Genomic DNA, 23,787 nt, shown 5'->3' on the forward strand with positions numbered 1-23,787 from the left:
TAGCCTCCTGGATGTGGAGCTATATGGGGCCGCCGACCGCGAGCGGATCGTCGCCGAGCCGCCCAAGCGGGTGGTCGCGCCGGAGCGTACGCAGTTCGAGCGCGACCGCGCCCGCGTGGTGCACGCCGCCTCGACCCGGCGGCTGGCGGCGAAGACCCAGGTCGTGGGACCGCAGGCCGACGATTTCGTACGCAACCGGCTGACCCACTCGCTCGAGGTGGCCCAGGTTGCGCGAGATCTGTCGCGTGCCCTGAACGGACCGGACTCGCCGCAGCCCGACATCGCCGAGACCGCGGCTCTCGCCCACGACCTCGGGCACCCACCGTTCGGGCACAACGGCGAGAACGTGCTCGCCGAGCAGGCGAAGGGCATCGGTGGGTTCGAGGGCAACGCGCAGACGCTGCGGATCCTGACCCGGCTGGAGGCGAAGACCTTCGACGCCGACGGGCGCTCGGTCGGACTCAATCTGACCCGGGCGACGCTGGACGCCTGCACGAAGTATCCGTGGGGCTTCGGTGAGCGGAAGGGGTCCAAGTTCGGGGTCTACGAGGACGACCTGCCGGTCTTCACCTGGCTGCGAGCGGCCGACGCGGGACAGCGGCAGTGCGTCGAGGCGCAGATCATGGACCTCTCCGACGACGTCGCCTACTCCGTCCACGACGTCGAGGACGGCATCGTCGCGGGCAAGATCGACCTCGCCCGCCTCGACCTCGACGGGGTCGCCGCGACCGTCGCCGACTGGTACGTCCCGGGCTTCGACCGCACTCTCGCGGTCTCGACCATCGCCGACCTGAGTGCCGCCGGCTGCTGGATCCCCGAGGGCGCCGCGTACGACGCCTCTCGCCGGTCCCGGGCCATGCTCAAGAACCTGACCTCCGACATCATCGGCCGGTTCTGCGGTGCGGTGCGGGAGGCGACGTACGCCGCCGGCGGCGGTCCCTACGTCCGCTACGGCGCCGACCTGGTGGTGCCGGAGCAGACCCGCCTGGAGATCGCGCTGCTGAAGGGGATCGCGGCGCACTACGTGATGCGCACCGACGAGCGGGCCGTGAAGATGGACCGCCAGCGCAGCCTGCTCGGCGAGCTCCTCGAGCACCTCGTCGCCACCGGACCGGACGACCTCGACCGGCAGTTCGCCGACGACTGGCACGCCGCGGCCGATGACGCCGCCCGGCTCCGCGTCGTGATCGACCAGGTCGCCTCGCTCACCGACATCACCGCGCTGTCCTGGCACGAACGGCTCTGCCGGCGCGCGTGACCATTGCGGTCACGACATTTAAGCGTTACCTTAAATGTCGTGACCGATGCCTGGTACGCCGTCTCCGACTCCACCCGCCGCCAGATCCTGGCTCGCGTGGCCGCCGGGCCGTGCTCGGTGGGGGAGCTCACCGATGCCCTGCCGGTGAGCATGGCCGCGGTGTCCCAGCACCTCAAGATCCTGCGCGAGGCCGGGCTGGTGTCGATGACGCCGGCCGGTCGTCGCCGGATCTATCAGGCCCGGATCGAGGGCCTGGCCGAGCTGCGCGCCGAGCTGGATACCTACTGGACCCAGGCGTTGCATTCGTTCAAGCAGGTGGCTGAGGACAGCTACCGGGAGCAGAAGGAGCAGTCATGAGCACCACCCGCGAGAAGACCTCCGTGGACCTGGAGATCACCGTCGACGTCCCGGTCGAGCACGCCTTCAAGGTGTTCACCGAGGACTTCGACCGGATCAAGCCGCGCGAGCACAACATGCTCCCCGTCGAGATCGCCGAGACGGTGCTGGAGCCCCGTGTCGGCGGTCGCGTCTACGACCGCGGCGTCGACGGCAGCACCTGCCAGTGGGCGCGCGTCCTCGCCGTCGAACCGCCCCACCGGCTGGTGATCTCCTGGGACATCACACCCGACTTCCAGCTCGAGCCGGACCCGTCGCGCTGCAGCGAGGTCGAGTTCACCTTCACCGCGGTGGGAGCCGAACAGACCCACGTACGTCTCGAGCACCGCCACCTCGACCGGCACGGCGCCGGGTGGCAGGGGTGGCGTGACCGGGCCGCCGGATCGGACGCCTGGGGGATCTATCTGGAGCGCTTCCGGGCTCTCGCGCAGGCGTGATCGGGGTGGACCGCACCGCGCTCGCGACCGCCGAACGGAAGGATCTCGCCGACTTCCTCGAGACGCTCGAGCCGGAGCACTGGGAGCGGCCCTCGCTGTGCAGCGAGTGGACGGTGCGCGACGTCGTCGCGCATCTGATCAGCTACGAGGAGACCGGGCTGGGCGAGTTCGCCGGGCGCTTCCTGCGTGCCGGGTTCCGGTTCGGCCGGATGAACGCCCGCCGGCTCGAGGAGTTCGGTGCCCGGGCTCCGGCCGAGCTGGTCGCCTATGTGCGGGCGCATGCTCGACCGTCCGGGCCGACGGCGATGGCCGATGCCAGGATCGGGCTGACCGACGGCCTCATCCACCACCAAGACATCCGCCGGGCGCTCGGACGGCCGCGCGAGGTGCCGGCCGAACGGCTCGCGCCGGTGCTCGACTTCGCGCTGATGGCGCCGCCGCTGCCGGCCAGGCGCAACGTACGCGGCCTGCGTCTGGTGGCCACCGACCTCGCCTGGTCCCACGGGAGCGGCGAGGAGGTCACCGGGCCGGGGGAGGCGCTGCTGATGGCGGTCTGCGGACGGGCCGTCGCCCTGCCCGAGCTCGCCGGCCCGGGGCTGGCGACGCTCGAGAGCAGGGTGCGACGTACGGGCTGAGACCGGAGCTAGGGAACGACGATCCAGAGCGCCGAGGCGATCACGAAGACCGAGAGGCCGAGGGTGGTCTCCAGGACCGTCCAGGTCTTCAGGGTGGTGATGACGTCCATCCCGAAGAAGCGGCTGACCAGCCAGAACCCGGAGTCGTTGACGTGGGAGAGGACGGTCGCGCCGGCCGCGATGGCGAAGACGAGCAGGGCGATGTCGAAGTTGCCCAGTCCTGCGGTAGCGACCTGGGCGGAGATCAGGCCGGCGGTGGTGGTCAGTGCGACGGTCGCGGAGCCCTGGGCGACCCGGAGCAGGGTCGCGATCAGGAATGCCTGCACGATGAGCGACAGCCCGAGACCGGAGAGCGAGGTGGACAGCGCCTCCCCGATGCCGCTGATGCGGAGCACGCCGCCGAACATCCCGCCTGCGCCGGTGATCAGGATGATCGCGCAGATCGGGCCGAGCGCCTGGTCGAGGATGTCGCTCGCCCGGCCGATGGGGAACCGGCCGGGGGAGAGCACGAAGATCGCGACGAGCACGGTGATCAGCAGCGCGATCGGGGTCTGGCCGATGAGGATCAGTGCGCTGGCCCAGGTGGCGTCTTCGCTGACCGTCCCGGCGGCGATCAGCGTGCTGACGACCGTGTTGAGGCCGATCAGGACCAGGGGCAGTGCCAGGAGGAGTACGACGGTGGCGAACGGCGGCGGAGGCGCGTCCCTCTCCGCCGCGTCCGCATCGCCGGTCGCGAACACGTCGGGCGGCTCCGGGTTGTATCGGGCGCCGAGCCTGGTGCCGACGAGGTAGGCGCCGGGGAACCAGGCCAGGACGGCGACCGGCACGCCGATCAACAGGGTGAGCCCGATGTCGCCTCCCAGCTCCGTGGCCGCGGCGACCGGGCCCGGGTGGGGCGGCACGACCGCGTGCATCGCCGCGAAGGCACCGGCGGTGGGCAGGGCGTAGATGAGGATCGAGCCGCCGAAGCGCCGTGCGACCGCGAAGATGATCGGCAGGAAGACGACCAGACCGGCGTCGAAGAAGATCGGGAATCCGAAGATCAGCGCGGCGACGCCGAGCGCGAGCGGAGCCCGCTTCTCGCCGAACGCGCCGATGAGCGTGTCGGCAAGCACCTGCGCACCACCGGTCACCTCGAGCAGCCGTCCGAGCATCACGCCGAACGCCACCAGCAGCGCCACCGAGCCGAGCGTGGCGCTGAAGCCTGCCAGCATCGCCGCCGGCACGTCGGCGACCGGGATCCCGGCCACGACCGCGGTCACCGCGCTGACCAGCACCAGCGAGATGAAGGCGTGCAGCTTGACCTTGGCGATCAGGATGAGGAGTGCGGCGACCGCGACGGCGGCGATCAGGAGCATCACCCAGGTGGGGTGGGCGGGGGCCAGCGGATCCATGGCGGTCACCCTAGCGACGGGGTGTGACTGAGATCACCCCTCCCGGGGTATGGGAGAGTCTTCCGGTGTGAGCGATCCCCTCGTCTGGCTGCCGTTCGACCCGTCCGAGCTGGGCAAGGTGCCCGCAGGCCTCCGCTTCGAGCTCTTCGACCACACCCGCTTCACCGGTGGCGAGGTGGAGGTGCCGGACTCGGTCGGTGAGGTGGCCTTCTACCTGCCGCCCTACATGCTCGGCTCGCGCATCTTCGACGTCGTCAGCCAGATGACCTCGCTCCAGGTGGTGCAGCTGCTCACCGCGGGGGTCGATGCCGCCCGCGGCCACATCCCGGAGGGCGTGACCCTCTGCAACGGTCGCGGCATCCACGACACCTCGACCGCCGAGCTCGCCGTCACGCTGATCCTGTCGTCGCTGCGGGGCATCCCCGGCCACGTACGCCACCAGGACGAGCACGCCTGGCGGCCGGGCTGGTTCCCGTCGCTGGCCGACAAGCGGGTCCTGATCGTCGGGTACGGCGCGATCGGCCGCGCCATCGAGGCACGGCTGCTTCCGTTCGAGACCGAGGTGGTCGGGGTCGCGAGGACCGCCCGGGACGGCGTGCACGGCTTCGACGAGCTCGACACGCTCGTACCCGAGGCCGACGTGATCGTGCTGGCCACGCCGCTCACCGACGAGACCCGCGGCCTCGTCGACCGCAAGTTCCTGGGGCGGATGAAGGACGGCGCGCTGCTGGTCAACGTCGCCCGTGGCGGTGTCGTCGCCACCTCCGACCTGGTCGCTGAGCTCGCCACGGAGCGGATCCACGCGGCGATCGACGTCGCCGAGACCGAGCCGCTCCCGGCGGAGAGCCCGCTGTGGACCTCGCCCAACCTGCTCATCACCCCGCACGTCGGTGGTGCGTCGAGCGCGATGTGGCCGCGCGCCTACCGGGTCGTGCGCGAGCAGCTCGAGCGGTTCGCCGCCGGCGAGCCGCTCGCGAACGTGATGGCGGGGGCCTACTGATCCGTTGACGTCGGGGTAGTCCGGTAGCGAACTGCCTATTACTCGTCAGTATTTGGGCAGTTCGCTACCGGACTACCCCGCCGCTACCGTTGCTGACATGCTGCGAATCGCGGTCGTCCAGGAGACGGCGCTGCCGGGCGATCTAGGGGCCAACGTCGCGACAGCCGCGGACCGGGTCCGCGAGGCGGCCGCGAAGGGAGCCCGGCTGGTCGCGCTGCCGGAGACGTTCACGACCTCGTGGGACCTCGACGCCTTCGACGGCCCGCTGCCCTCGCTCGAGGAGACCGCCTGGCTCGCCCCGGCGCAGGCCGCGGTGGACGAGACCGGCGCGGTGCTCGTGCTCAACTCGCCCCTCGCCCAGGCCGGACGACGGGCGATCACCAGCCTGGTCATCGCGCCGGGGGAGGAGCCGGTCGCGGCGTACGACAAACAGCACCTCTACCCGCCCGAGGTCGAGCGTTTCGAGCCCGGCGAGCACGGTACGACGATCGAGATCGACGGCGTCCGGGTGGCCCTGTCGGTCTGCTACGACGCCAACTTCCCCGAGCACGCCGCCGCCGCGGCTGCCGACGGCGCGATCCTCTACCTCAACACCGGTGCCTACTTCCCCGGTGGTGGTCACCGGCGCGACCTGCACTACGCCGCCCGGGCGCTGGACAACTCCATGTACGTCGCCTTCGCCGGTCTCGTCGGCGGGCCGTTGGGCCTCATCGGCGGCTCCGCGGTCTACGACCCGCTCGGCCGGCCGGTCGAGCGGCTCGATGACGCCACTCCTGGGATGGTCGTCGCCACGATCGACCCGGCCGAGGTCGCGCGCGTCCGGGACGAGCAGCGGATGTGGGCCGACCACCGAGCCGACCTCGGCCCGCGGCGTACGCTCCGTCTCTAGCCGTCCGTCAGCCGGCCGGCTCCTCGGCGACAAGCCTGCCGAAGGCGACCAACCGGTAGTCGGTGTGGAAGAGCTCGGAGCAGGTGGTGAGGGTGATCAGCCGCTGACCGTCGATCTGCTCGGGCTCCGCCCCGTCGATGTCGGGGTTGTCGGGACGCGGGTCCGTGACCCAGACCGATGTGAACGGCACGATCAGGTCGTCGCCATCGGTGGTGAGGGCGTAGACGTACGTCTTCTCCCTGGTCAGCACACGGATCTCGTCGCCTTCGCGGAGCTTGGGGAGGTCGCGCAGCGGCTCGCCGTGGGTGATCCGGTGGCCGGCGAGCGCGAAGTTGCCGACCTCACCGGGTCCGGCGGTGCCGGAGAAGTGGCCGACGCCGGCGCCCAGGGCCCGGTCCGAGGTGCCTTCGAGGACCGGGATCCGGTAGTCCTCGCCGAAGCGGGGGATCTCGATGAGCGCCTCGGCCGATCCGAACTCGGTCGTGGCCTCGGCCCGGCCCGAGTCCCACGCCTTCTCGATCGTCGAGGTCGCTTCCTGCTGGCGTTGCTTGCTGATGATGGTGGTGCCGTAGAGCTCCCAGGCGGTGTAGCCGAGGAGCCCCACACCGGCCAGGACCATCGTGAGACCGAGCCAGAAAGTCGCCCGGCGGGCCCGCGGTCGGGTCGGCGGTCGGGCCGGTGTGGTGGTGGACATCAGGTCAAGCATCTCAGGCGGATCCGCTGCCCCGTAGGATCAGACGTTGTGGCGGGCCGCATCAAGGAGACGAGCATCCAAGAGGTGCGCGAGAAGGCACGCCTGGACGACATCGTCTCCCAGTACGTCACGCTGCGCCGCGCGGGCCCGGGGACCTACAAGGGCCTGTGCCCGTTCCACGACGAGAAGTCGCCGTCGTTCAACGTGAACCCGTCACGGGGCTTCTTCAAGTGCTTCGGCTGCCAAGAGGGCGGCGACGTCATCGACTTCGTGATGAAGCTCGAGGGACTCAGCTTCTTCGAGGCGGTCGAGCGGCTCGGCGACAAGGTCGGCGTGCAGGTCCAGCGCGAGGAGGGCGACGAGGCGCCGGTACGGCGCGGCCCCGGTCGCGGCAAGCTGGTCGAGGCCCACAAGGTCGCCGCCGAGTTCTACGCCGAGCAGCTGCTCACCCCGGACGCCGTGGTCGCGCGGCAGTTCCTCGCCGAGAAGGGCTTCGACCGCGACGCGGCGCTGCACTTCGGCGTCGGCTTCTCGCCGCGCGGGGGAGAGGACCTCTACCGCCACCTGCGTGCGCGCGGGTTCTCGGACGAGGAAGTCGTCACCGCCGGCCTGGTCGCGCACGGGCGGTCGCACTATGACCGGTTCCGCGGTCGGCTGATGTGGCCGATCCGGGAGTCGGGTGGCGACGTCATCGGCTTCGGCGCCCGTCGGCTCTTCGACGACGACCGCATCGAGGCGAAGTACCTCAACACCTCCGAGACGCCGATCTACAAGAAGTCGCACGTCCTCTACGGGATCGACCTGGCCCGCAAGGAGATGGCCCGCACCCGCGAGGCCGTGATCGTGGAGGGCTACACCGACGTGATGGCCTGCCACCTCGCCGGGATCACCACCGCCGTGGCGACCTGCGGCACCGCCTTCGGCGACGACCACGCGAAGGTGCTGCGCCGGTTCATCTCCGACGACCAGCAGCTGCGTGGCGCGGTCGTGTTCACCTTCGACGGCGACGCCGCCGGTCAGGCCGCGGCGCTGAAGGCGTTCAAGGGCGACGGCAACTTCACCTCGCAGACCTACGTCGCCGTCGAGCCCGACGGCCTCGACCCCAACGACCTGCGGATCAAGAAGGGCGACGAGGCGGTTCGCGAGCTGCTCGCCAACCGCGTCCCGCTCTACGAGTTCGTGCTGCGCAACGTCGCCTCCAAGTACGACCTGGACCGTGCCGACGGGCGGGTCGATGCCCTCCGTGAGGCGGCCCCGCTGGTCGCCTCCGTGCGCGACGAGTCCAAGAAGATGGGCTTCACCCGCGACCTGGCTCGCTTCCTCGGCGTCGATCCCGACGATGCGGCCCGAGAGGTACGCCGCGCCGCCGGCCGTCCCGCGCCCTCGGCTGCTCCGTCGCGGCGCGAGCCCTCGGCCGCTCCTGAGGCTCCCGTCGCGCCGCAGCGTCCGCCCATGCCCCATCCGCGCGAGCCGCGCTTCACGGTCGAGCGCGAGACCCTCAAGCTCTTCGTGCAGCACCCAGTCGCGCTGGGGCGCACCACCGGCGAGATCACCCCCGAGGCCTTCACCCACCCCCTCTACCGGGCGCTGTGGGAGATCATCGCCGGTCTCGGTGGGCCCGGTGCCGGCACCGGCGACGCCGGCTGGGCCCAGAAGCTCGGTGCCGCCGCCTCGGACCCGCTCGTCAGCCGCATCCTCGCCGAGCTCGCCGTGGAGCCGATCCCGTCCGCGAAGGAGCCGGATGCTGCGTACGTCCTGCAGTACGTCGTACGCCTGCTCGAGCTTCTCGACCAGCGCCGCATCGCCGAGGTGAAGAGCCGTCTGCAGCGCTCCGACGCGGCCGCCGACCCCGAGGCGTACAACCGTCTTTTCGCCCAGCTGGCCGCCCTCGAACAGCACCGCCGCGGCCTCCGCAACCTGGTTGCCGAGTGACGGCCTGCCGATTTCCGATCGCCGCGGCCGGGTTGCTAAGGTTTCACCCGCGCCGCAAGGTGCAATTCCCCTGTAGCTCAATTGGCAGAGCATTCGGCTGTTAACCGGAGGGTTGTTGGTTCGAGTCCAACCGGGGGAGCCAGAAACTCCGCCTGACCTGCACAGACAGGACAGGCGGAGTTCTTTGTTCTACCCGGTTCAGAGGCTGGCGATGACCTTGCCGGGGTTCAGGATGCCGTGCGGATCGAGGGCGGCTTTCACCGCGCGGTGAAGGGCCAGTACCTCCGCGGGCAGTTCCTTTGCGAGCCCGTCCATCTTGAGCAGGCCGATACCGTGCTCTCCTGTGACGGTGCCGCCCAGCGCGATTGCTTCCTCGATGATTTCCTGAAAGGCCCGCTGCGCACGTTCTCTGGCCTCGTCGTCGCCACGCGGCGTGATCAGGAGGGGGTGCAGGTTCCCGTCTCCGGCGTGGGCGATGTTGGCGATGAGGGTCTCGTGCTTCTTTCCGATCGCCTCGATCCTGGCGAGCATCTCCGGAACCGCCGCCTTGGGCACGCAGACGTCTTCGGTGAGCACGGGTCCCAGACGCTCGAGGGCCGGATACGCCAGGCGCCGCGCGTCGAACAGCGCGTCCGCCTCGGTCTGGTCGGTCGAACGAGCCGCCCAGGTGGCTCCTGCTCGCTCGAAGCAGTCGCGGATCGCGTCCGCCTCCTCCTCGCCTGCCGTGCCAGGGACGTCGCACCGCGCCAACAGGATGACGTCGGCGTCGACAGCCAGGTCCATCTTCTTCCACTGGTCGACGGCCTCGAGGCAGTGCCGGTCGATGAGTTCGAGGGCGGACGGGACGATGCCTGCCGCGCCCACGGCCGTGACAGCACGTCCGGCGTCCACGATGGACGAGAAGTAGCCGGCGACGGTGTGCTCCGGCGCCCGCTGAGGGCGCAGCCGGAGCGTGACCTCGGTGATGACACCCAGCGTCCCCTCGGACCCGACGAGCAGTCTGGCGAGGTCGTAGCCTGCGACGCCCTTGGCCGTACGTCGCCCGAGTCGGACCAGTTCGCCCGTTCCGGTGACGACCTGCAGTCCGAGCACGTAGTCCGCAGTGACGCCGTACTTCACACAACAGAGGCCGCCCGCGTTCGTCGCCACGTTGCCGCCGATCGTCGACCACGGCGCTGAGGCGGGGTCGGGTGGGTACCAGAGGCCGCGTTCTGCGCACGCCTTCCGCAGGTGGTCGTTGACGACACCCGGCTGCACCACGGCCAGCCGCTCTATCGGGTCGATCTCCATGATCGCCGTCATCGCCTCGGTCGACAGGACCACACACCCGTCGACGGCGTTCGCTCCGCCGGACAGGCCGGTGCCCGCGCCGCGGGGCACGACGGGCACGTTGTACTCGATGCACCCGCGCACGACCTCCTGGACCTCCTCGGCCGTGCGCGGCCGGACGAGGACGAGCGGTGTCCCGTGGGGCGCCCACTCGGCCTCATCGTGGGCGTAGCTCGCCGTGACTGCGGGATCGAGCTGAATGCGATCAGCTGGGATCCGCTCCTGTAGGTGTCTGACCAGCATCTGAAGCCTCCGTATCGCGTCGCTGTTCGACCGAAGCGACGAGGGGTGTTCTCGGTGAAATTGTTCTGCTCGATCGGCAGCCCGGCGCGGGCGCTACCCCATGACGGTCCCAGTGGTGTTGTTCCGAGGGCGCCGCCGGGAGTACGCGGCGAGATCGATCTCGAGACCGGCGCGGGGGGTGACGAAGGTGACCGGGCTGGTGTCGTGGTCCGCACCAGCCTCGACCGCGCTGATCAGAGTGGCCATGAGCTGGCCGACCACCGGAGCGTTCTTGAACTGGTTGCCGCTGGTGCCGATGGCGACGTAGAAGCCGGGTAGGTCGGTGCGGTCGTAGATCGGTGACCAATCGTCGGCGACGTCGTAGACACCGACCACACCACTGGGGCGGTTGGGGACAGCCAGCTCGGGAAGTCGGCGCGCGGCACGGAGGACCTGGGGCTCGAACACCGCCATCGTGGGGTGAACAGAGACCGCGTCGACGGCGTCAGGCTCGAGCCATTCGAGGTCGTCGCACTCGGGCTCGGTTCCCCCGACCAGAAGCCCGCTGCCGACCTCTCCCCGGAAATAGGTCCCGAGGTCCAGATCGGCGATGATCGGGCTAGGGCCGCCGTCGAGCCGGAAGTCGTCCGGGGCCGCGACATGCGCCACTTCCTGCCGCATCGGACGGACCCCGACGGTGAAGTCCGAACCTATTCCGGCGATCTGGTTCAGGGCGCCCGACCATGGTCCGGCCGCGTTCACGACGATGTCGCAGCCGATGCGCACACCATCGGACAACATCACCGCGCTGACCCTTCCCCTCTGTTTCTCGACAGCTGTGACCTGGCTGCGAAACCGCATGGTGGCTCCATGGGCTTGGGCGGCGGCTGCCAGGTTCGCCGCAGCCAGTGCAGGGTCGGAGACATAGCCGGCGTCGGGGGTGAAGACCCCTCCGAGCTCGCCTGCCGCGTCGTTCCAGAAAGCCTGGTCGTCGACTCGCTTCGGTGGCCAGTATCGCCCTGTGTCCAGCCCCGAGACACGCCGCGCGAGGTCCGCACTGTCCCACTCCTCGTACGGCACTCCATAGGTGTCGAAAAGCGGGAGCCACATCTCCCGTGGAGCAGCGTCGACGTCGAGCATGACCAGGCCCGTGGTGACGAAACGGGGGAGGTCACCGACATCGACACCCAGGTGATGCGACCAGTCTCTCCAGCCGAACTGCGCCTCCCACGCCAGGGCAACCCCGGCGGCGGAGGTGAAGTTGAACCGAACCACGGCGCTGGACGCCGCGGTCGATCCCTGACCTGGGCCGGATGCCTTGTCCACCACCGTCACGCTATGGCCACCCCGCGCCAGCTCCAGCGCGATCGACGACCCGATCACGCCTGCGCCGACGACTACGACATCCGCACCGACACCCATGCTGAACCTTCTTCCAGTGATGCCCCGGCTGTGATCCGGGGCTGGCGCCGTCCATCCTCGGTCCCAGGTCACCGGTGACGCAGTGCTCAACTGTCGCCGACCTGCCGGTGCGCGGACGACAGACGTCGACCGTGGTCCGGCGAGACGATTGTTCACTCGACGCGGGCGACGGGCGATTGCCGATCCGGTCGACATTTGTAGCGACGTACGGCATCGTGCGCGACGAATGCATATTGTCTCCTTCTCCCGCCTCGGTGAGAATGTCGGGATATGAACGCGTGCCGACCTTGGCGCGGTGGGCGAGGAGATCTGCCGGTGGGAAGGAGCGCGTCGTGCCTGAGGACGAGCTGCAGGCGATCGTGGACGAGCTCGCCGAGCGGCTCCAGCGCTCGGCAGCGATCGATGGCCCCGACATCCGTCTGCTGGCCGCGAGCCGGCACTTCGGCGACGAGGACCAGCTGCGCATCGACTCGGTGCTCAATCGGTCGGTCCCGCCCGATGTCGTCGAGCTGATCCGCACCCACGGCATATCGCAGTGGACCAAGCCGGGCATGCTCGAGCTGGGCGCCATCCCTGAGGCGACGCCTCGGCTGTGCGCACCCGTGCGTTGCCACGGACAGCTCTTGGGCTACCTGTGGCTGCTCGACCGCAACGGCGCACTCAGTGACGAGGACGTGGCGGCCGCGGGCGAGGCCGCCGAGCGGGCCGGAGCCGTGCTGTACCGACGCCTCTTGGTGCGGCAGCGCTCCCGTGCCCGCCACGAAGCCATCTTGCGGGACCTGGTCTCACCCGACACGATGATTCGGTCCCAAGCCATCGAAGACATGCGCGCCGAGGGCCTGTTCCCGGACGGCCCCATGCACTTCACCGTGCTGGCCGTGCAATGCCGGTCCGACGACGACCCCCACGCCGAGCGGGAAGTCGAGTTGGAGGCCGCTGTCGAGGAAGGCGCCGGCGCGGTCACTGACGACGTCGTCCTGATCGCGACCAATCGGTCGCGGGCCTGGCTCCTTCTCGCTCAACGGCGACCCCCAACTCGGTACGTGGTCGACACCGTCGTCGATCGGATCACCACCCGGTTCAAGGGCCTCACCCAGAGCACCTCGAAGCCGGTCTTCGGTCTGGGGCCCACCGTAGATCGGCTCGACCATGTGGCCGACTCGTACCGCAAGGCTGTGAGGGCCGCACGCACAGCGCTCCTCGTGCCCGGGGTGGGCAACCCCGCGCGATGGGGCGAGCTCGGACCGTACGAACTCCTGATCACCCTCGCCCCCGACGACCTGGCTGAAGCCTCCCGAACGCCAGACCTGGTGGCACTCGAGAATGCCGACGCCCATGGCGACCTCATCGACACGCTCACGACCTTCTTCGACCTCGGGGGAAGTGCGAGGCAGGCCGCCGAAGCCCTGTGTATCCACCGCGCGACGCTCTACCAACGCCTCAGGCGGATCGAACAGGTCACCGGCCGCAGCCTCCGAAACGGCGACGACCGACTCGCCCTCCACCTCGGCCTCAAACTGCGTTCTCTCGCCATCGCGTTCCGGGTCAACCCGCACACCAACTGATCACCGCGTGTGGCATGCCTTGAGATAGCTGAGGAACGATGCCTGTACGCCGGTGACATGCGTCTCGCGCAACATTGCGCTGGACACGTACTGGGATCTTCCCTCGGCCTCCAACTTCTCCATGGCGTCCAGAACGTTGCGTGCAAGTCCGCGATACACCGGGATGTCGCCGAACATCTCTGCCTCGTTGAGCGTGACGTGCAGCAGCGGAGCGTCTGGGGCCTCTCCGAGTGCCGGGAGATCGTCGATCATCTCGAAGACCTTGCTGTCAGGACTGACGACTCCGGGACTACCCGCGCAGATGCTCGCGAACAGTCCCGGTTCGCGAAGCCACGCGTAGAGCGAGAACAGTCCTCCGTACGAGTAACCGAAGAGGCCGTGGCCTGACTCGCTGACGCGAAACCGCGACTGCAATTGAGGATGGAGTTCGTCGGTCAGGAAGTCGAGGAAGACGTCTGCATGCGTGTCGGCAAGCTCCAAGAGGTAGGCGTCCACGTGCTCCTGAGTCATCTGGCCCGCGTCGAGAGCCTTCTTCAAGGTAGCCACAAGGTCGTCGCTGACCGGTTCCCCTGGCGGAACGAGATCGCGATTGCGAAGTCGCGCCCACTCCTGAGCCTCCTCGCCTGCATAACCGATGCTCACCTGGATGTACGGCGCGATCGTCAGGTACGGGTCCGACTGGGTGACGATGAGCGGCGCCGTCAGGCCAACGGCGAAGTTGGCATCCGTCACGTAGATCAGTGGCAACGAATCCGTCGACTCTGCATATCCGGGAGGTGTGGTGACCCACACGCCGTAGCTATGCCCGGACTTTGCCGTGACTTCGAAGTACTCGGTGTCGGAAAGGCAACCGTGCAACATGCTGCTCATGCAATCTCCTCTATAGCGAGCCTTCCTTTGATGCCAAGGAAGGAATTCATGGATTGAAAGCGTCCTAGCTCAGCCGATTCTTGACGACTTCTCCAGCGCGCACGATCAGGTCCAAGTTGCGTCCATCGGCAGCGAGCAAGCTGATGTCCTTCAATGGGTCGCCATCGACGACGATGAGATCGGCATGTGCATCGGGTTGGATGCATCCGAGCTTGCCTTCCTGCATGAGAATCTCGGCCCCGACGGAGGTTGCCTGACGCAATATCTCGATGGGCGTGAACACCTCCTGACGGAGTTCGAACTCGCGACACTGCTGTGTGTAGAAACCAGCAAGCAGGTCCGTACCGAAGGCAACTTTGACACCAGCGCTTCGCATCAGGTCCAGAGCGCCCATCGACTCTTCGTAGATCGCGCGAACATCGTCGATGCGGTCAGGGGGCAGGCCCATCTCGAGACCACTCTCGACAAGAGAGAAAAGGACGCACAGCGTCGGGACGACATAGCCCCCGCGCTCGGCGACGAAACTGGCGGTCTCGGCATCGATCAACGCAGCATGTTCGATGCAGCGCACGCCGAATTCGACGGACCTACGCGTCGATTCGCTCGTCAGACAATGCGCCGAAACATAGGTTCGCCGTTCAACACACTCTTGGACGATCGCGCGAATCTCATCTTCTCGAAACTGATTCATCCATATCGGATCGCTCGGTGACATGACACCGCCAGACGCGACGATCTTGATGCAGTGCGCGCCGCGGCGCAGCTCTTCGCGCGCTGCTTTGATGCACTCGTCGACACCGTCGGCGATGACGCCAGCCCAGTTCATCGAGGCGCAGGAACAGTACCCATGCGTGTGGTTCTTCTCGTTGGGCGTCCGGTAGTCGACGTGGCCGCCGGTCATCGACAGAATCTTGCCTGCGTAGAAGAAGCGCGGCGCTCTGATCAGCCCGTCCGCGATGGCGGCGGCCAAAGGGTAGTCGCCACCACCGATATCGCGCACGGTGGTGAATCCACTGTCAAGCGCGTGGCCGAGCTTCTTGATCGCGTAGGCAGTTCGGTAGGGCGCATCGCGGTCGTTGAGAACACGTGGATCGAGATCGGAGAAGTAGGAGTGAACATGCATGTCGATCAGGCCGGGCATAAGAGTCTTACCGGCGACGTCGACCCTGTGGGCGTCGACTGACTTGATGGGACGATCGGAGACTTCGCGGATCGATCCATCTTCGATGAGCACCGTCATGCCATCGGGGCATTCCTCGGACACGCCATCGAAGATTCGGGCGTTCTCCAGAATCAGCTGTGTCATCGTTTCAGTTCCTGCCCAACGTGGGTGATTCGTGATCAGAATCGGGCTCACGGTACCAAACCACCACGACGGTGAGCGCCAGTGTGGCCATCGCTGCGATAAAGACCGGGAAAGCCAGTCGGGAACCGGTGGCGTCAGTGATCCACACTGCGACGAAGGGCATGAATCCACCGATTATGACGGTCAGATTGTAGGCCGCGGTGCCGGCCGTGACTCGAACCTTGGCAGGGAAGAGCTCGGCGACATTGATGACAGCCGGAGTGAGGAACACCGATAGCGGGATTGCAAAGATCAGGGCCCCCAACAGTCCCAAGGCGAATGTCCCGGTAGATCCCAACAGGAAGGTCGGCACGACTCCCACAGCCATGGCGCTTGCGCCACCGATCAGGATCGGCTTCCTCCCGATTCGATCGGCCAGGCCGCCCGTGAACAGGATTCCGGCGATGATCACGAGACCGGCGATGGTGTTGATCGTCAACGCTGCCTTCTCCGAGAATCCGTTCGCGAGCATGTACGCAAGGTAGGCAGCGACGCTGACGTAGACCGCGATCGAGTAGAACGTTCCGAATCCCAGGTACAGAAGGATGGCGCGCCCGTTCTGTCGGATGGCAAGCCACAGGCTCTCCGATCTCGGTCCGGCCACCGTGACGTTTCGCTGGGTGTGCATCTGCTGGAACTCGGGAGTCTCCTGGAGGGAGCGCCTGATGTAGAGGCCGATGAAACCGAGAGGGAGAGCTGTGGCGAAGACCACGCGCCACCCCCAAGACTGCATCTCGTCGGCCGGCAGCGCGACGGTGAGCACAGTCGCCAGTGTCGAGCCGAGAACGATCGAACAGAACGTGCTCACGCCCAGGAAGCTGACCAGCCTCGCCCGGCGATGCGCTGGCGCATGCTCGTAGAGGAATGCCGCCGCGCCGGCCAACTCGCCGCCTGCCGCGATGCCCTGTGCGATGCGAGCACAGATCAGAAGGATCGGTGCGGCGATCCCAATGGTCGCGTACGAAGGGATCAGCGCGATACAGAATGTCGCGATCGACATCAGGGTGATCGTGACGTAGAGAATGTGGCGTCGGCCGTAGCGGTCACCGAGTCGCGCCAGGAACACGCCTCCGACCGGCCGCACCAGGAACGAAATCCCGTAGGCCGCCCATGTGTTCAGCATGGCGGCCGTGGGGTCGCCGGTGGGGAACATCGCTGTAGAGATGTAGGCGGCGACCACACCGTAGACGGCAAATTCGTACCACTCCACGAAGTTGCCGACCGACGCCGCGACAACCGTGCGGCGCAGGCTGGGTTCATTCGCAACACCTTCGGGCAGATCTACTTTCTCAACACTCACGAGGCTTCCCTTCGCTACGCCACATGGCATATGGCCCGTCTGACCTCACCGGTTCTGTTCGGTGCCTTGATCGTCGAAGCATGGCCTGTCTCGACCGCGGTGGGCAGTAGCCATGTGTCGTGACTTTGGGTGGGGCCGTTCGACCGATGTTGCGGACGCCGTGACCTTCGGAGCCGAGATCGTCACGGGTGCGGTGGGACCGGAGACTCCTGGTTGGCTGGCCAGACCCTTGACGGCGCTCTGAGAGCCGTTCTACGATCATTCTGATATATGAGTTGTGTATCATTACCGGCAACCAGGAGCCCAGCATGACCATCAGCCCGCCAAGCACGACCGCCGTTGCGTCCGTGGCGACCGCGCCCACTGCGACGACCAACGTGCTGACGCTGTCCTGTCAGGAGCGCCCGGGGATCATGCAGGCGGTCACGAGCTTCCTGTACGACCGCGGGTTCGACATCCTCGAGCACCAGCAGCACGACGACCGGGTGGGGGAACTGTTCTTCCTCCGGACCGCGTTCGCGTCCGTCGACGGGGCGGATGTCGATGAGCTCACCGCCGCGTTCGGTCCGATCGCGGACCGGTTCGGCATGTCGTACGCGTTCCACGACGAGCGCAAGCCGCGACTGCTGGTCATGGTCTCCAAGTTCGGCCACTGTCTCAACGACCTCATCTTCCGGTGGCGCGGGGGGACACTGGGGGCCGAGATCGCTGTCGTCGCGTCCAACCACGAGGATCTTCGCCCCATGGCGGAGGCGGCCGGACTGGAGTTCATCCACATCCCGGTCACGCCCGAGACCAAGCCGCAGGCCGAGCAGCGCATGCTCGACCTGGTCGAGGAGTACGACGTCGACCTGGTCGTGCTCGCCCGCTACATGCAGATCCTCTCGGACGGCCTCTGCCGCCAGCTCGAGGGTCGCGCGATCAACATCCACCACTCGTTCCTGCCCGGCTTCAAGGGGGCCAAGCCCTATCACCAGGCGCACGAACGGGGCGTCAAGCTCGTCGGTGCCACCGCTCACTACGTCACCGCTGACCTCGATGAGGGACCCATCATCGAGCAGGAGGTCAACCGGGTCGACCACACCTACACACCGCAGGCCCTGGCCACCGTCGGTCAGGACGCCGAGTGCCTCGCACTCTCGCGCGCCGTCCGCTGGCACTGCGAGCACCGCGTCTTCATGCACGGCTCCAGCACCGTCGTGTTCCGCTGACCACCAACCCGAACCTCACGGAGAAGCTCATGACGTCCTCGCCCCGCACAGTCATCATCGGCGCCGGCATCGTCGGCACGAACCTCGCGGACGAACTCGTGTCACGCGGGTGGTCCGACATCACGGTCATCGAACAGGGCCCACTCAGCCTGCCCGGCGGCTCGACCTCCCACGCGCCCGGTCTCGTCTTCCAGATCAACCCGTCGAAGACGATGACCCTGTTCGCCAAGTACACCGTGGAGAAGTTCCTGTCCCTGGAGAAGGACGGGGTGAGCTGCTTCAACCAGGTCGGTGGCCTCGAGGTCGCGACCACCGAGGCCCGCGTCGCCGAGCTCTACCGCAAGCTCGGCTACGCGAAGTCCTGGGGGATCGAGGCTCGGGTGATCGGTCCCGCCGAGTGCAAGAGCCTCTACCCGCACATCGACGAGTCGCAGGTCCTCGCGGGTCTGCACATCCCCAGCGACGGTCTGGCCCGGGCGGCGCGCGCCGTCGACCTGCTCATCGAGCGTACGCAGGCGGCCGGCGTCACCTACCTCGAGCACACCGCGGTGACCGGAGTCCTCCAGGAGGGCGGCCATGTCACGGGCGTCGAGACCACGAACGGTGTGGTCGAGGCCGACATCGTCGTATCCTGCGCCGGCTTCTGGGGTGTCGAGGTGGGGAAGATGGCGGGCACCGACGTGCCGCTCCTCCCGCTCGCCCACCAGTTCATCAAGACCACGTCGGTGCCGGTCCTGGCCGGCAAGCACGAGGCGCCCGACGGCGCGACCCTGCCGATCCTGCGACACCAGGACCAGGACCTCTACTTCCGGGAGTGGGGCGACGCCTACGGGATCGGCTCGTACGCCCACAAGCCGATGCCGTACGTCGCCTCCGATCTCGGCCCGACCCCGGACCACGTCGACCACGACAACATGCCGTCGCGGCTCGACTTCACGCCCGAGGACTTCGAGGGCCCGTGGGACGAGTGCCGCAAGCTGCTCCCGTGCCTGCAGGAGACGGAGATCGCGGAGTCGTCGTTCAACGGCATCTTCTCGTTCACGCCCGACGGCGGCTCGCTCGTCGGTGAGTCCCGCGACCTCGACGGCTTCTGGGTGGCCGAGGCGGTCTGGGTGACCCACTCCGCCGGCGTCGCCCGGGCGGTGGCCGAGGTGCTGACCACCGGTCGGTCGCAGTACGACCTCGCCGACCTCGAGCTCAACCGGTTCGAGGAGACGCAGCTGGCTCCGGCGTACGTCAGCGAGACCTCGCAGCAGAACTTCGTCGAGATCTACGACATCCTCCACCCGCTGCAGCCCAAGGACTCGCCCCGCGACATCCGGGTCAGCCCGTTCCACGCCCGCCAGGTCGAGCTCGGCGCCTTCTTCCTCGAGGCCGGGACCTGGGAGCGGCCGCACTGGTACGAGGCCAACGCAGCCCTGCTGGACGAGCTGCCGGAGGAGTGGAAGTCGCCGACGCGCGACGATTGGTCGGCCCGCTACTACTCTCCGATCGCGGCCGTCGAGGCGTGGAAGACGCGCACCGCGGTCGCCATGTACGACATGACGCCGCTGCGCCGCCTTGAGGTCTCCGGACCCGGCGCCGAGACCCTGCTGCAGCGGCTCACCACCGGTGACGTCAGCAAGAAGCCCGGTGCGGTGACCTACACCCTGTTCCTCGACGAGCAGGGCGGGATCAAGAGCGACATCACCGTCGCCCGACTCGAGGACGAGCTCTACCAGGTCGGCGCCAACGGCACGGTCGACCTGGCGTACCTCCGGCGAGAGGCGCGCAAGCTGCGTGCCGAGGATCCCGCCCTGTCCGCTCACGTCCGAGACATCACCGGCGGCACCTGCTGCATCGGACTGTGGGGGCCGCTGGCCAGGGACCTGATCGCCAAGGTCAGCACGGACGACTTCACCAACGACGGTCTGAAGTACTTCCGCGGCAAGCGGGCCTCCATCGGCGGGATCCCCGTCACCGCCCTGCGCCTGTCCTACGTCGGCGAGCTCGGCTGGGAGATCTACGCCTCCGCCGAGAACGGCCAGAAGCTGTGGGACGTGCTGTGGAACGCCGGGCAGGAGCACGGTGTCATCGCCGCCGGCCGGGCCGCGTTCGGCGCGCTCCGGCTGGAGAAGGGCTACCGGTCCTGGGGCGCCGACATGACCACCGAGCACGACCCGTACGAGGCAGGCGTCGGCTTCGCGGTGAAGACCGCGAAGGAGGACTTCGTCGGCAAGGCCGCGCTCGCGGGTCGCTCGGTGGAGACCTCGGCCCGCCGGCTGCGCTGCCTCACCATCGATGACGGCAAGTCCATGGTGCTCGGCAAGGAGCCCGTGCTGTCGGGGGAGACCGCGGTCGGCTACGTCACCAGCGCGGCGTACGGCTTCACGATCGGCAAGCCGATCGCCTACGCCTACCTGCCGGCGGAGATCGGCGAGGGCGACCAGGTCGAGATCGAGTACTTCGGCCAGCGGATCGCGGCGACGATCACCCCGGAGCCGCTCTTCGACCCCGAGATGAGCCGCCTGCGCGGCTGACCCGACGGGTCGAGATCGGGCGCCGGCCGGGTGGGCCGGCGCCCGATCTCGTGTTGAGAGACCACAGTCAGAGAACGCGACGGATCTCGGTGGAGAAGCCGTCGATATGCTCGCGGGTCAGCCGCTCGGCGCGTTCGGCGTCGCCGTCGGCGATCGCCTCCAGGAGCGGGGCGTGCTCGGAGATGTGGGACGCCAGGTCCGGGAGCTTGTCCACGACCAGGCACCAGATCCGGGTCGCCAGGTTGTCGTAGCGGACCAGGACGTCCTCGAGGTGCCGGTTGCCCGTGGCTCGGTAGATCATCCGGTGCACCGACATGTCGAGCCGCATCAGGGTGGGCCGGCCGTCGCCCGACGGATCGAGACCGCGAACCCGCTCGGCCATGGCGCGCAGCTCGGCCCGCATCTGGTCGGTCGCGGCGGTCGCCGCGCGGTGGGCGGCGAACGGCTCGAGCTGCTGGCGCAGGTCGGAGATGGCGCCCAGCTCGGTGACGTCGACCGGCGTCGCGAACGTGCCGCGGCGCGCGTAGGAGACGACCAGATGGTCGGTCTCCAGGCGTTTGAGGGCCTCGCGCACCGGCGTACGGCCGAACCCGAGCGAGTCCGCGAGCCTGCCGTCGTTGATCGGCTCGCCCGGCCTGATGTCGAGCATGATCAGTCGGTCCTGGATGCGCTCGTAGGCCGCGTGCGCCAGCGAGATCGTTGCGCCGATCGCCGGCCGGGCGGGCGCCTGAACGTCGGTCATACCAAGTCACCGCTTTCTGATCTGGGCCGTTGACAGGTGTTCGCTACCCAGCATACTGTTGATCCCGAACTGATATATCAATCGTACTTCAAGAGTTTGGGAGTTCATCGTGGTTGACGTCTTGACCGCCTCGCTCGCAGACCTCGACCCCGAGGTCAGCGCGCAGATCGACGCCGAGCTGAGCCGCCAGCAGACGACGCTGGAGATGATCGCCTCGGAGAACTTCGCTCCCGCCGCCGTCATGGAGGCTCAGGGTTCGGTCCTCACCAACAAGTACGCCGAGGGCTACCCGGGCCGTCGCTACTACGGCGGCTGCGAGCACGTCGACGTCATCGAGCAGCTCGCCATCGACCGCCTCAAGGCGCTCTTCTCCGCGGAGTACGCCAACGTGCAGCCGCACTCGGGAGCCCAGGCCAACGCCGCCGCGATGTTCGCCCTCCTCGAGCCCGGCGATACCATCCTCGGCCTCTCGCTGGCCCACGGCGGCCACCTCACCCACGGCATGAAGCTCAACTTCTCCGGGCGCCTCTACCAGGTCGTGCCGTACGAGGTCAGCCGCGAGGACTTCCTGATCGACATGGCCGAGGTCGAGCGACTGGCCCTCGAGCACCGGCCCAAGCTGATCGTCGCCGGCTGGTCCGCCTACCCCCGGCAGCTGGACTTCGCGGAGTTCCGCCGGATCGCGGACCTAGTCGGCGCCCGGCTCATGGTCGACATGGCGCACTTCGCCGGCCTGGTCGCGACCGGCCTCCACCCGAACCCGGTGCCGTTCGCCGATGTCGTCACCTCGACCACGCACAAGACCCTGGGTGGGCCGCGCGGTGGCGTCATCCTCACCAACGACCCCGCCGTCGCCAAGAAGATCAACTCCTCGGTCTTCCCCGGCCAGCAGGGCGGGCCGCTCGAGCACGTCATCGCCGGCAAGGCCGTCGCCTTCAAGGTCGCCGCGGAGCCCGAGTTCCGCGAGCGCCAGGAGCGTACGCTGCGCGGTGCCCGCATCATCGCCGAGCGGCTGCTCGCCGACGACGTCGCGGCCGCGGGAGTCTCGGTGGTCAGCGGTGGCACGGACGTCCACCTGGTGCTGGTCGACCTGCGCGACTCCGAGCTCAACGGCCAGGAGGGCGAGGACCGGCTCCACCGCATCGGCATCACCGTCAACCGCAACGCGGTGCCCTTCGACCCGCGTCCGCCGATGGTCTCCTCCGGCCTGCGTATCGGCACGCCGGCGCTCGCCACCCGCGGCTTCGGCGACACCGACTTCAGCGAGGTGGCCGACATCATCGCGGCCGCGCTGAAGGACGATTTCACCGACGAGACGGCGGACGCGCTGCGCAGCCGGGTCACGAACCTCGCCGAGAAGCACCCGCTCTACCCCCACCTCATCGAGTCGAACGGAGCCGAGTGATGGCAGACCTGCTGCCCGAGCACCCCGACTTCCTCTGGCGAAACCCGGAGCCCAAGTCCTCCTACGACGTCGTCATCATCGGCGGCGGCGGACACGGCCTGGCGACGGCGTACTACCTGGCGAAGAACCACGGCATCACCAACGTCGCCGTCCTCGAGCGGGGCTGGCTCGCCGGCGGCAACATGGCCCGGAACACGACGATCATCCGGTCCAACTACCTGTGGGACGAGTCCGCGGCGATCTACGAGCACTCCCTCAAGCAGTGGGAGGTGCTCCCCGAGGAGCTCGACTACGACTTCCTGTTCAGCCAGCGCGGCGTGCTCAACCTCGCCCACACCCTGCAGGACGTACGCGACTCGGTGCGGCGCTGCGAGGCCAACCGCCTCAACGGGATCGACGCCGAGTGGCTCGACGCCGACCAGGTGAAGGAGGTCTGCCCGATCATCAACGTCAGCGACAACATCCGCTACCCGGTCCTCGGCGCGACCTACCAGCCCCGTGCGGGCATCGCGAAGCACGACCACGTCGCCTGGGCGTTCGCGCGCAAGGCCGACGAGCTCGGCGTCGACCTGATCCAGGACTGCGAGGTGACCGGGATCCTCAAGGACGGCAACCGGGTGGTCGGCGTACAGACCAGCCGCGGCACCATCGCGGCCGGCAAGGTCGCGCTGTGCGCGGCCGGTCACTCCAGCGTCCTCGCCGAGATGGCCGGCTTCGACCTGCCGATCCAGTCGCACCCGCTCCAGGCGCTCGTCTCCGAGCTCCACCAGCCCGTCCACCCGACCGTGGTGATGTCGAACCACGTCCACGTCTACGTCTCCCAGGCCCACAAGGGCGAGCTGGTCATGGGCGCGGGCGTCGATGCGTACAACGGCTACGGCCAGCGCGGCGGGTTCCACGTGATCGAGGAGCAGATGGCGGCCGCCGTGGAGCTGTTCCCGATCTTCGCCCGCGCGCATCTGCTCAGGACCTGGGGCGGCATCGTCGATGTCACCCCGGATGCCTCCCCGGTCGTGAGCAAGACGCCGATCGATCAGCTCTACGTGAACTGTGGCTGGGGGACCGGCGGGTTCAAGGGCACGCCGGGCGCCGGCTGGACGATGGCGCACACGATCGCCCACGACGAGCCCCACGAGTACAACGCACCGTTCGCGCTGGAGCGATTCAGCACCGGTGCCCTCATCGACGAGCACGGCGCAGCCGCCGTGGCCCACTGAAAGGA

20 protein-coding genes and 1 tRNA gene are annotated in these 23,787 nt (G+C 68.1%); 13 read left to right on the top strand and 8 right to left on the bottom strand.

All coding sequences use genetic code 11. The annotated features are described in order from the left end of the window. Window positions 1-13: 13 nt before the first annotated feature. From ACW14X_RS23200 to ACW14X_RS23215, 4 genes are read left to right on the top strand one after another with little or no spacing between them, the layout of a single operon-like run. The gene (locus ACW14X_RS23200) at window positions 14-1,258 is read left to right on the top strand and encodes a deoxyguanosinetriphosphate triphosphohydrolase (protein ID WP_457163459.1); all 1,245 of its coding nucleotides are present in this window, start codon (window positions 14-16) and stop codon (window positions 1,256-1,258) included. A gap of 39 nt (window positions 1,259-1,297) precedes the next feature. Beyond that, window positions 1,298-1,615 (top strand): ArsR/SmtB family transcription factor, encoded by a 318-nt coding sequence (locus tag ACW14X_RS23205; RefSeq protein ID WP_160028342.1) that lies wholly within the window; start codon window positions 1,298-1,300, stop codon window positions 1,613-1,615. Further along, complete coding sequence (locus ACW14X_RS23210; protein ID WP_350840184.1) at window positions 1,612-2,091, top strand: SRPBCC family protein; 480 nt, start codon at window positions 1,612-1,614, stop codon at window positions 2,089-2,091. Before ACW14X_RS23205 ends, ACW14X_RS23210 begins: the two co-directional genes overlap by 4 nt. A 5-nt stretch (window positions 2,092-2,096) precedes the next feature. Continuing rightward, window positions 2,097-2,726, top strand: coding sequence for a maleylpyruvate isomerase family mycothiol-dependent enzyme (locus ACW14X_RS23215; RefSeq protein WP_457163460.1), 630 nt, complete (start codon window positions 2,097-2,099; stop codon window positions 2,724-2,726). Window positions 2,727-2,734: 8 nt separating this feature from the next. On the opposite strand, the gene ACW14X_RS23220 is transcribed toward ACW14X_RS23215, so the two are convergent. Continuing rightward, on the bottom strand, window positions 2,735-4,120 hold the full coding sequence (locus ACW14X_RS23220) for a GntP family permease (RefSeq protein ID WP_457163461.1): 1,386 nt from the start codon (window positions 4,118-4,120) through the stop codon (window positions 2,735-2,737). Window positions 4,121-4,187: 67 nt separating this feature from the next. Here ACW14X_RS23220 and ACW14X_RS23225 point away from each other — a divergent pair, with 67 nt between their 5' ends. Beyond that, on the top strand, window positions 4,188-5,120 hold the full coding sequence (locus ACW14X_RS23225) for a 2-hydroxyacid dehydrogenase (RefSeq protein ID WP_457163462.1): 933 nt from the start codon (window positions 4,188-4,190) through the stop codon (window positions 5,118-5,120). Window positions 5,121-5,217: 97 nt separating this feature from the next. Continuing rightward, window positions 5,218-6,009, top strand: a complete 792-nt coding sequence (locus ACW14X_RS23230; RefSeq protein ID WP_457163463.1) for a carbon-nitrogen hydrolase family protein — start codon at window positions 5,218-5,220, stop codon at window positions 6,007-6,009. Window positions 6,010-6,016: 7 nt separating this feature from the next. Here the strand turns inward: ACW14X_RS23230 and ACW14X_RS23235 are convergent, their stop codons facing one another. Further along, entirely contained in the window at window positions 6,017-6,703 is a 687-nt protein-coding gene (locus ACW14X_RS23235) for a class E sortase (protein ID WP_457163464.1), read from the bottom strand. Between the two features lie 48 nt (window positions 6,704-6,751). Between ACW14X_RS23235 and dnaG the strand changes: the two genes are divergently transcribed. Both dnaG and ACW14X_RS23245 read left to right on the top strand, forming a co-directional pair. Further along, window positions 6,752-8,635, top strand: a complete 1,884-nt coding sequence (dnaG, locus tag ACW14X_RS23240) for a DNA primase (protein WP_457163465.1) — start codon at window positions 6,752-6,754, stop codon at window positions 8,633-8,635. A 66-nt stretch (window positions 8,636-8,701) separates the two neighbouring features. Continuing rightward, a tRNA-Asn gene (locus tag ACW14X_RS23245) sits at window positions 8,702-8,777 on the top strand. Between the two features lie 56 nt (window positions 8,778-8,833). Here the strand turns inward: ACW14X_RS23245 and ACW14X_RS23250 are convergent. Together ACW14X_RS23250 and ACW14X_RS23255 are read right to left on the bottom strand one after the other, a co-directional pair. Next, window positions 8,834-10,207 (bottom strand): FAD-binding oxidoreductase, encoded by a 1,374-nt coding sequence (locus ACW14X_RS23250; protein ID WP_457163466.1) that lies wholly within the window; start codon window positions 10,205-10,207, stop codon window positions 8,834-8,836. Between the two features lie 93 nt (window positions 10,208-10,300). After that, window positions 10,301-11,608: an NAD(P)/FAD-dependent oxidoreductase gene (locus ACW14X_RS23255; protein ID WP_457163467.1), complete on the bottom strand. Its 1,308-nt coding sequence runs from the start codon at window positions 11,606-11,608 to the stop codon at window positions 10,301-10,303. 74 nt (window positions 11,609-11,682) lie between these two features. On the opposite strand from ACW14X_RS23255, the gene ACW14X_RS23260 reads away from it, so the two are divergent. Then, the gene (locus ACW14X_RS23260; protein WP_457163468.1) at window positions 11,683-13,173 is read left to right on the top strand and encodes a PucR family transcriptional regulator; all 1,491 of its coding nucleotides are present in this window, start codon (window positions 11,683-11,685) and stop codon (window positions 13,171-13,173) included. Here ACW14X_RS23260 and ACW14X_RS23265 read toward each other — a convergent pair whose 3' ends face one another. The 3 genes from ACW14X_RS23265 to ACW14X_RS23275 form a co-directional block, all read right to left on the bottom strand. Further along, entirely contained in the window at window positions 13,174-14,043 is an 870-nt protein-coding gene (locus tag ACW14X_RS23265) for an alpha/beta hydrolase (RefSeq protein WP_457163469.1), read from the bottom strand. Window positions 14,044-14,107: 64 nt separating this feature from the next. Next, window positions 14,108-15,349 carry an amidohydrolase family protein gene (locus ACW14X_RS23270; protein WP_457163470.1) on the bottom strand — a complete coding sequence of 414 codons (1,242 nt, stop codon included), beginning with the start codon at window positions 15,347-15,349 and terminating at the stop codon, window positions 14,108-14,110. Window positions 15,350-15,353: 4 nt separating this feature from the next. Continuing rightward, window positions 15,354-16,688, bottom strand: coding sequence for an MFS transporter (locus tag ACW14X_RS23275; RefSeq protein ID WP_457163471.1), 1,335 nt, complete (start codon window positions 16,686-16,688; stop codon window positions 15,354-15,356). 308 nt (window positions 16,689-16,996) lie between these two features. Here ACW14X_RS23275 and purU point away from each other — a divergent pair, with 308 nt between their 5' ends. Next, the gene (purU, locus tag ACW14X_RS23280) at window positions 16,997-17,899 is read left to right on the top strand and encodes a formyltetrahydrofolate deformylase (protein WP_160028366.1); all 903 of its coding nucleotides are present in this window, start codon (window positions 16,997-16,999) and stop codon (window positions 17,897-17,899) included. Between the two features lie 29 nt (window positions 17,900-17,928). Beyond that, the gene (locus ACW14X_RS23285; RefSeq protein ID WP_457163472.1) at window positions 17,929-20,418 is read left to right on the top strand and encodes a GcvT family protein; all 2,490 of its coding nucleotides are present in this window, start codon (window positions 17,929-17,931) and stop codon (window positions 20,416-20,418) included. Between the two features lie 67 nt (window positions 20,419-20,485). Here ACW14X_RS23285 and ACW14X_RS23290 read toward each other — a convergent pair whose 3' ends face one another. Beyond that, on the bottom strand, window positions 20,486-21,160 hold the full coding sequence (locus ACW14X_RS23290) for a GntR family transcriptional regulator (protein ID WP_457163473.1): 675 nt from the start codon (window positions 21,158-21,160) through the stop codon (window positions 20,486-20,488). A 109-nt stretch (window positions 21,161-21,269) separates the two neighbouring features. Here ACW14X_RS23290 and glyA point away from each other — a divergent pair, with 109 nt between their 5' ends. Continuing rightward, complete coding sequence (gene glyA, locus ACW14X_RS23295) at window positions 21,270-22,565, top strand: serine hydroxymethyltransferase (RefSeq protein WP_457163474.1); 1,296 nt, start codon at window positions 21,270-21,272, stop codon at window positions 22,563-22,565. Beyond that, complete coding sequence (locus ACW14X_RS23300; RefSeq protein WP_160028374.1) at window positions 22,565-23,782, top strand: sarcosine oxidase subunit beta family protein; 1,218 nt, start codon at window positions 22,565-22,567, stop codon at window positions 23,780-23,782. The genes glyA and ACW14X_RS23300 overlap by 1 nt, the downstream gene beginning before the upstream one ends. Window positions 23,783-23,787 lie beyond the last annotated feature (5 nt).

The organism is Nocardioides sp. YJ-D4 (assembly GCF_054031495.1).

Excerpts from the sequence above, each read along its gene's own strand:
- ACW14X_RS23220 (WP_457163461.1), bottom strand. The coding sequence starts at position 4,120 with ATGGATCCGCTGGCCCCCGCCCACCCCACCTGGGTGATGCTCCTGATC.
- ACW14X_RS23230 (WP_457163463.1), top strand. The coding sequence starts at position 5,218 with ATGCTGCGAATCGCGGTCGTCCAGGAGACGGCGCTGCCGGGCGATCTA.
- ACW14X_RS23255 (WP_457163467.1), bottom strand. The coding sequence starts at position 11,608 with ATGGGTGTCGGTGCGGATGTCGTAGTCGTCGGCGCAGGCGTGATCGGG.
- ACW14X_RS23270 (WP_457163470.1), bottom strand. The coding sequence starts at position 15,349 with ATGACACAGCTGATTCTGGAGAACGCCCGAATCTTCGATGGCGTGTCC.
- purU (WP_160028366.1), top strand. The coding sequence starts at position 16,997 with ATGACCATCAGCCCGCCAAGCACGACCGCCGTTGCGTCCGTGGCGACC.
- ACW14X_RS23235 (WP_457163464.1), bottom strand. The coding sequence starts at position 6,703 with ATGTCCACCACCACACCGGCCCGACCGCCGACCCGACCGCGGGCCCGC.
- ACW14X_RS23290 (WP_457163473.1), bottom strand. The coding sequence starts at position 21,160 with ATGACCGACGTTCAGGCGCCCGCCCGGCCGGCGATCGGCGCAACGATC.
- ACW14X_RS23265 (WP_457163469.1), bottom strand. The coding sequence starts at position 14,043 with ATGAGCAGCATGTTGCACGGTTGCCTTTCCGACACCGAGTACTTCGAA.
- ACW14X_RS23210 (WP_350840184.1), top strand. The coding sequence starts at position 1,612 with ATGAGCACCACCCGCGAGAAGACCTCCGTGGACCTGGAGATCACCGTC.
- ACW14X_RS23250 (WP_457163466.1), bottom strand. The coding sequence starts at position 10,207 with ATGCTGGTCAGACACCTACAGGAGCGGATCCCAGCTGATCGCATTCAG.
- ACW14X_RS23285 (WP_457163472.1), top strand. The coding sequence starts at position 17,929 with ATGACGTCCTCGCCCCGCACAGTCATCATCGGCGCCGGCATCGTCGGC.
- ACW14X_RS23300 (WP_160028374.1), top strand. The coding sequence starts at position 22,565 with ATGGCAGACCTGCTGCCCGAGCACCCCGACTTCCTCTGGCGAAACCCG.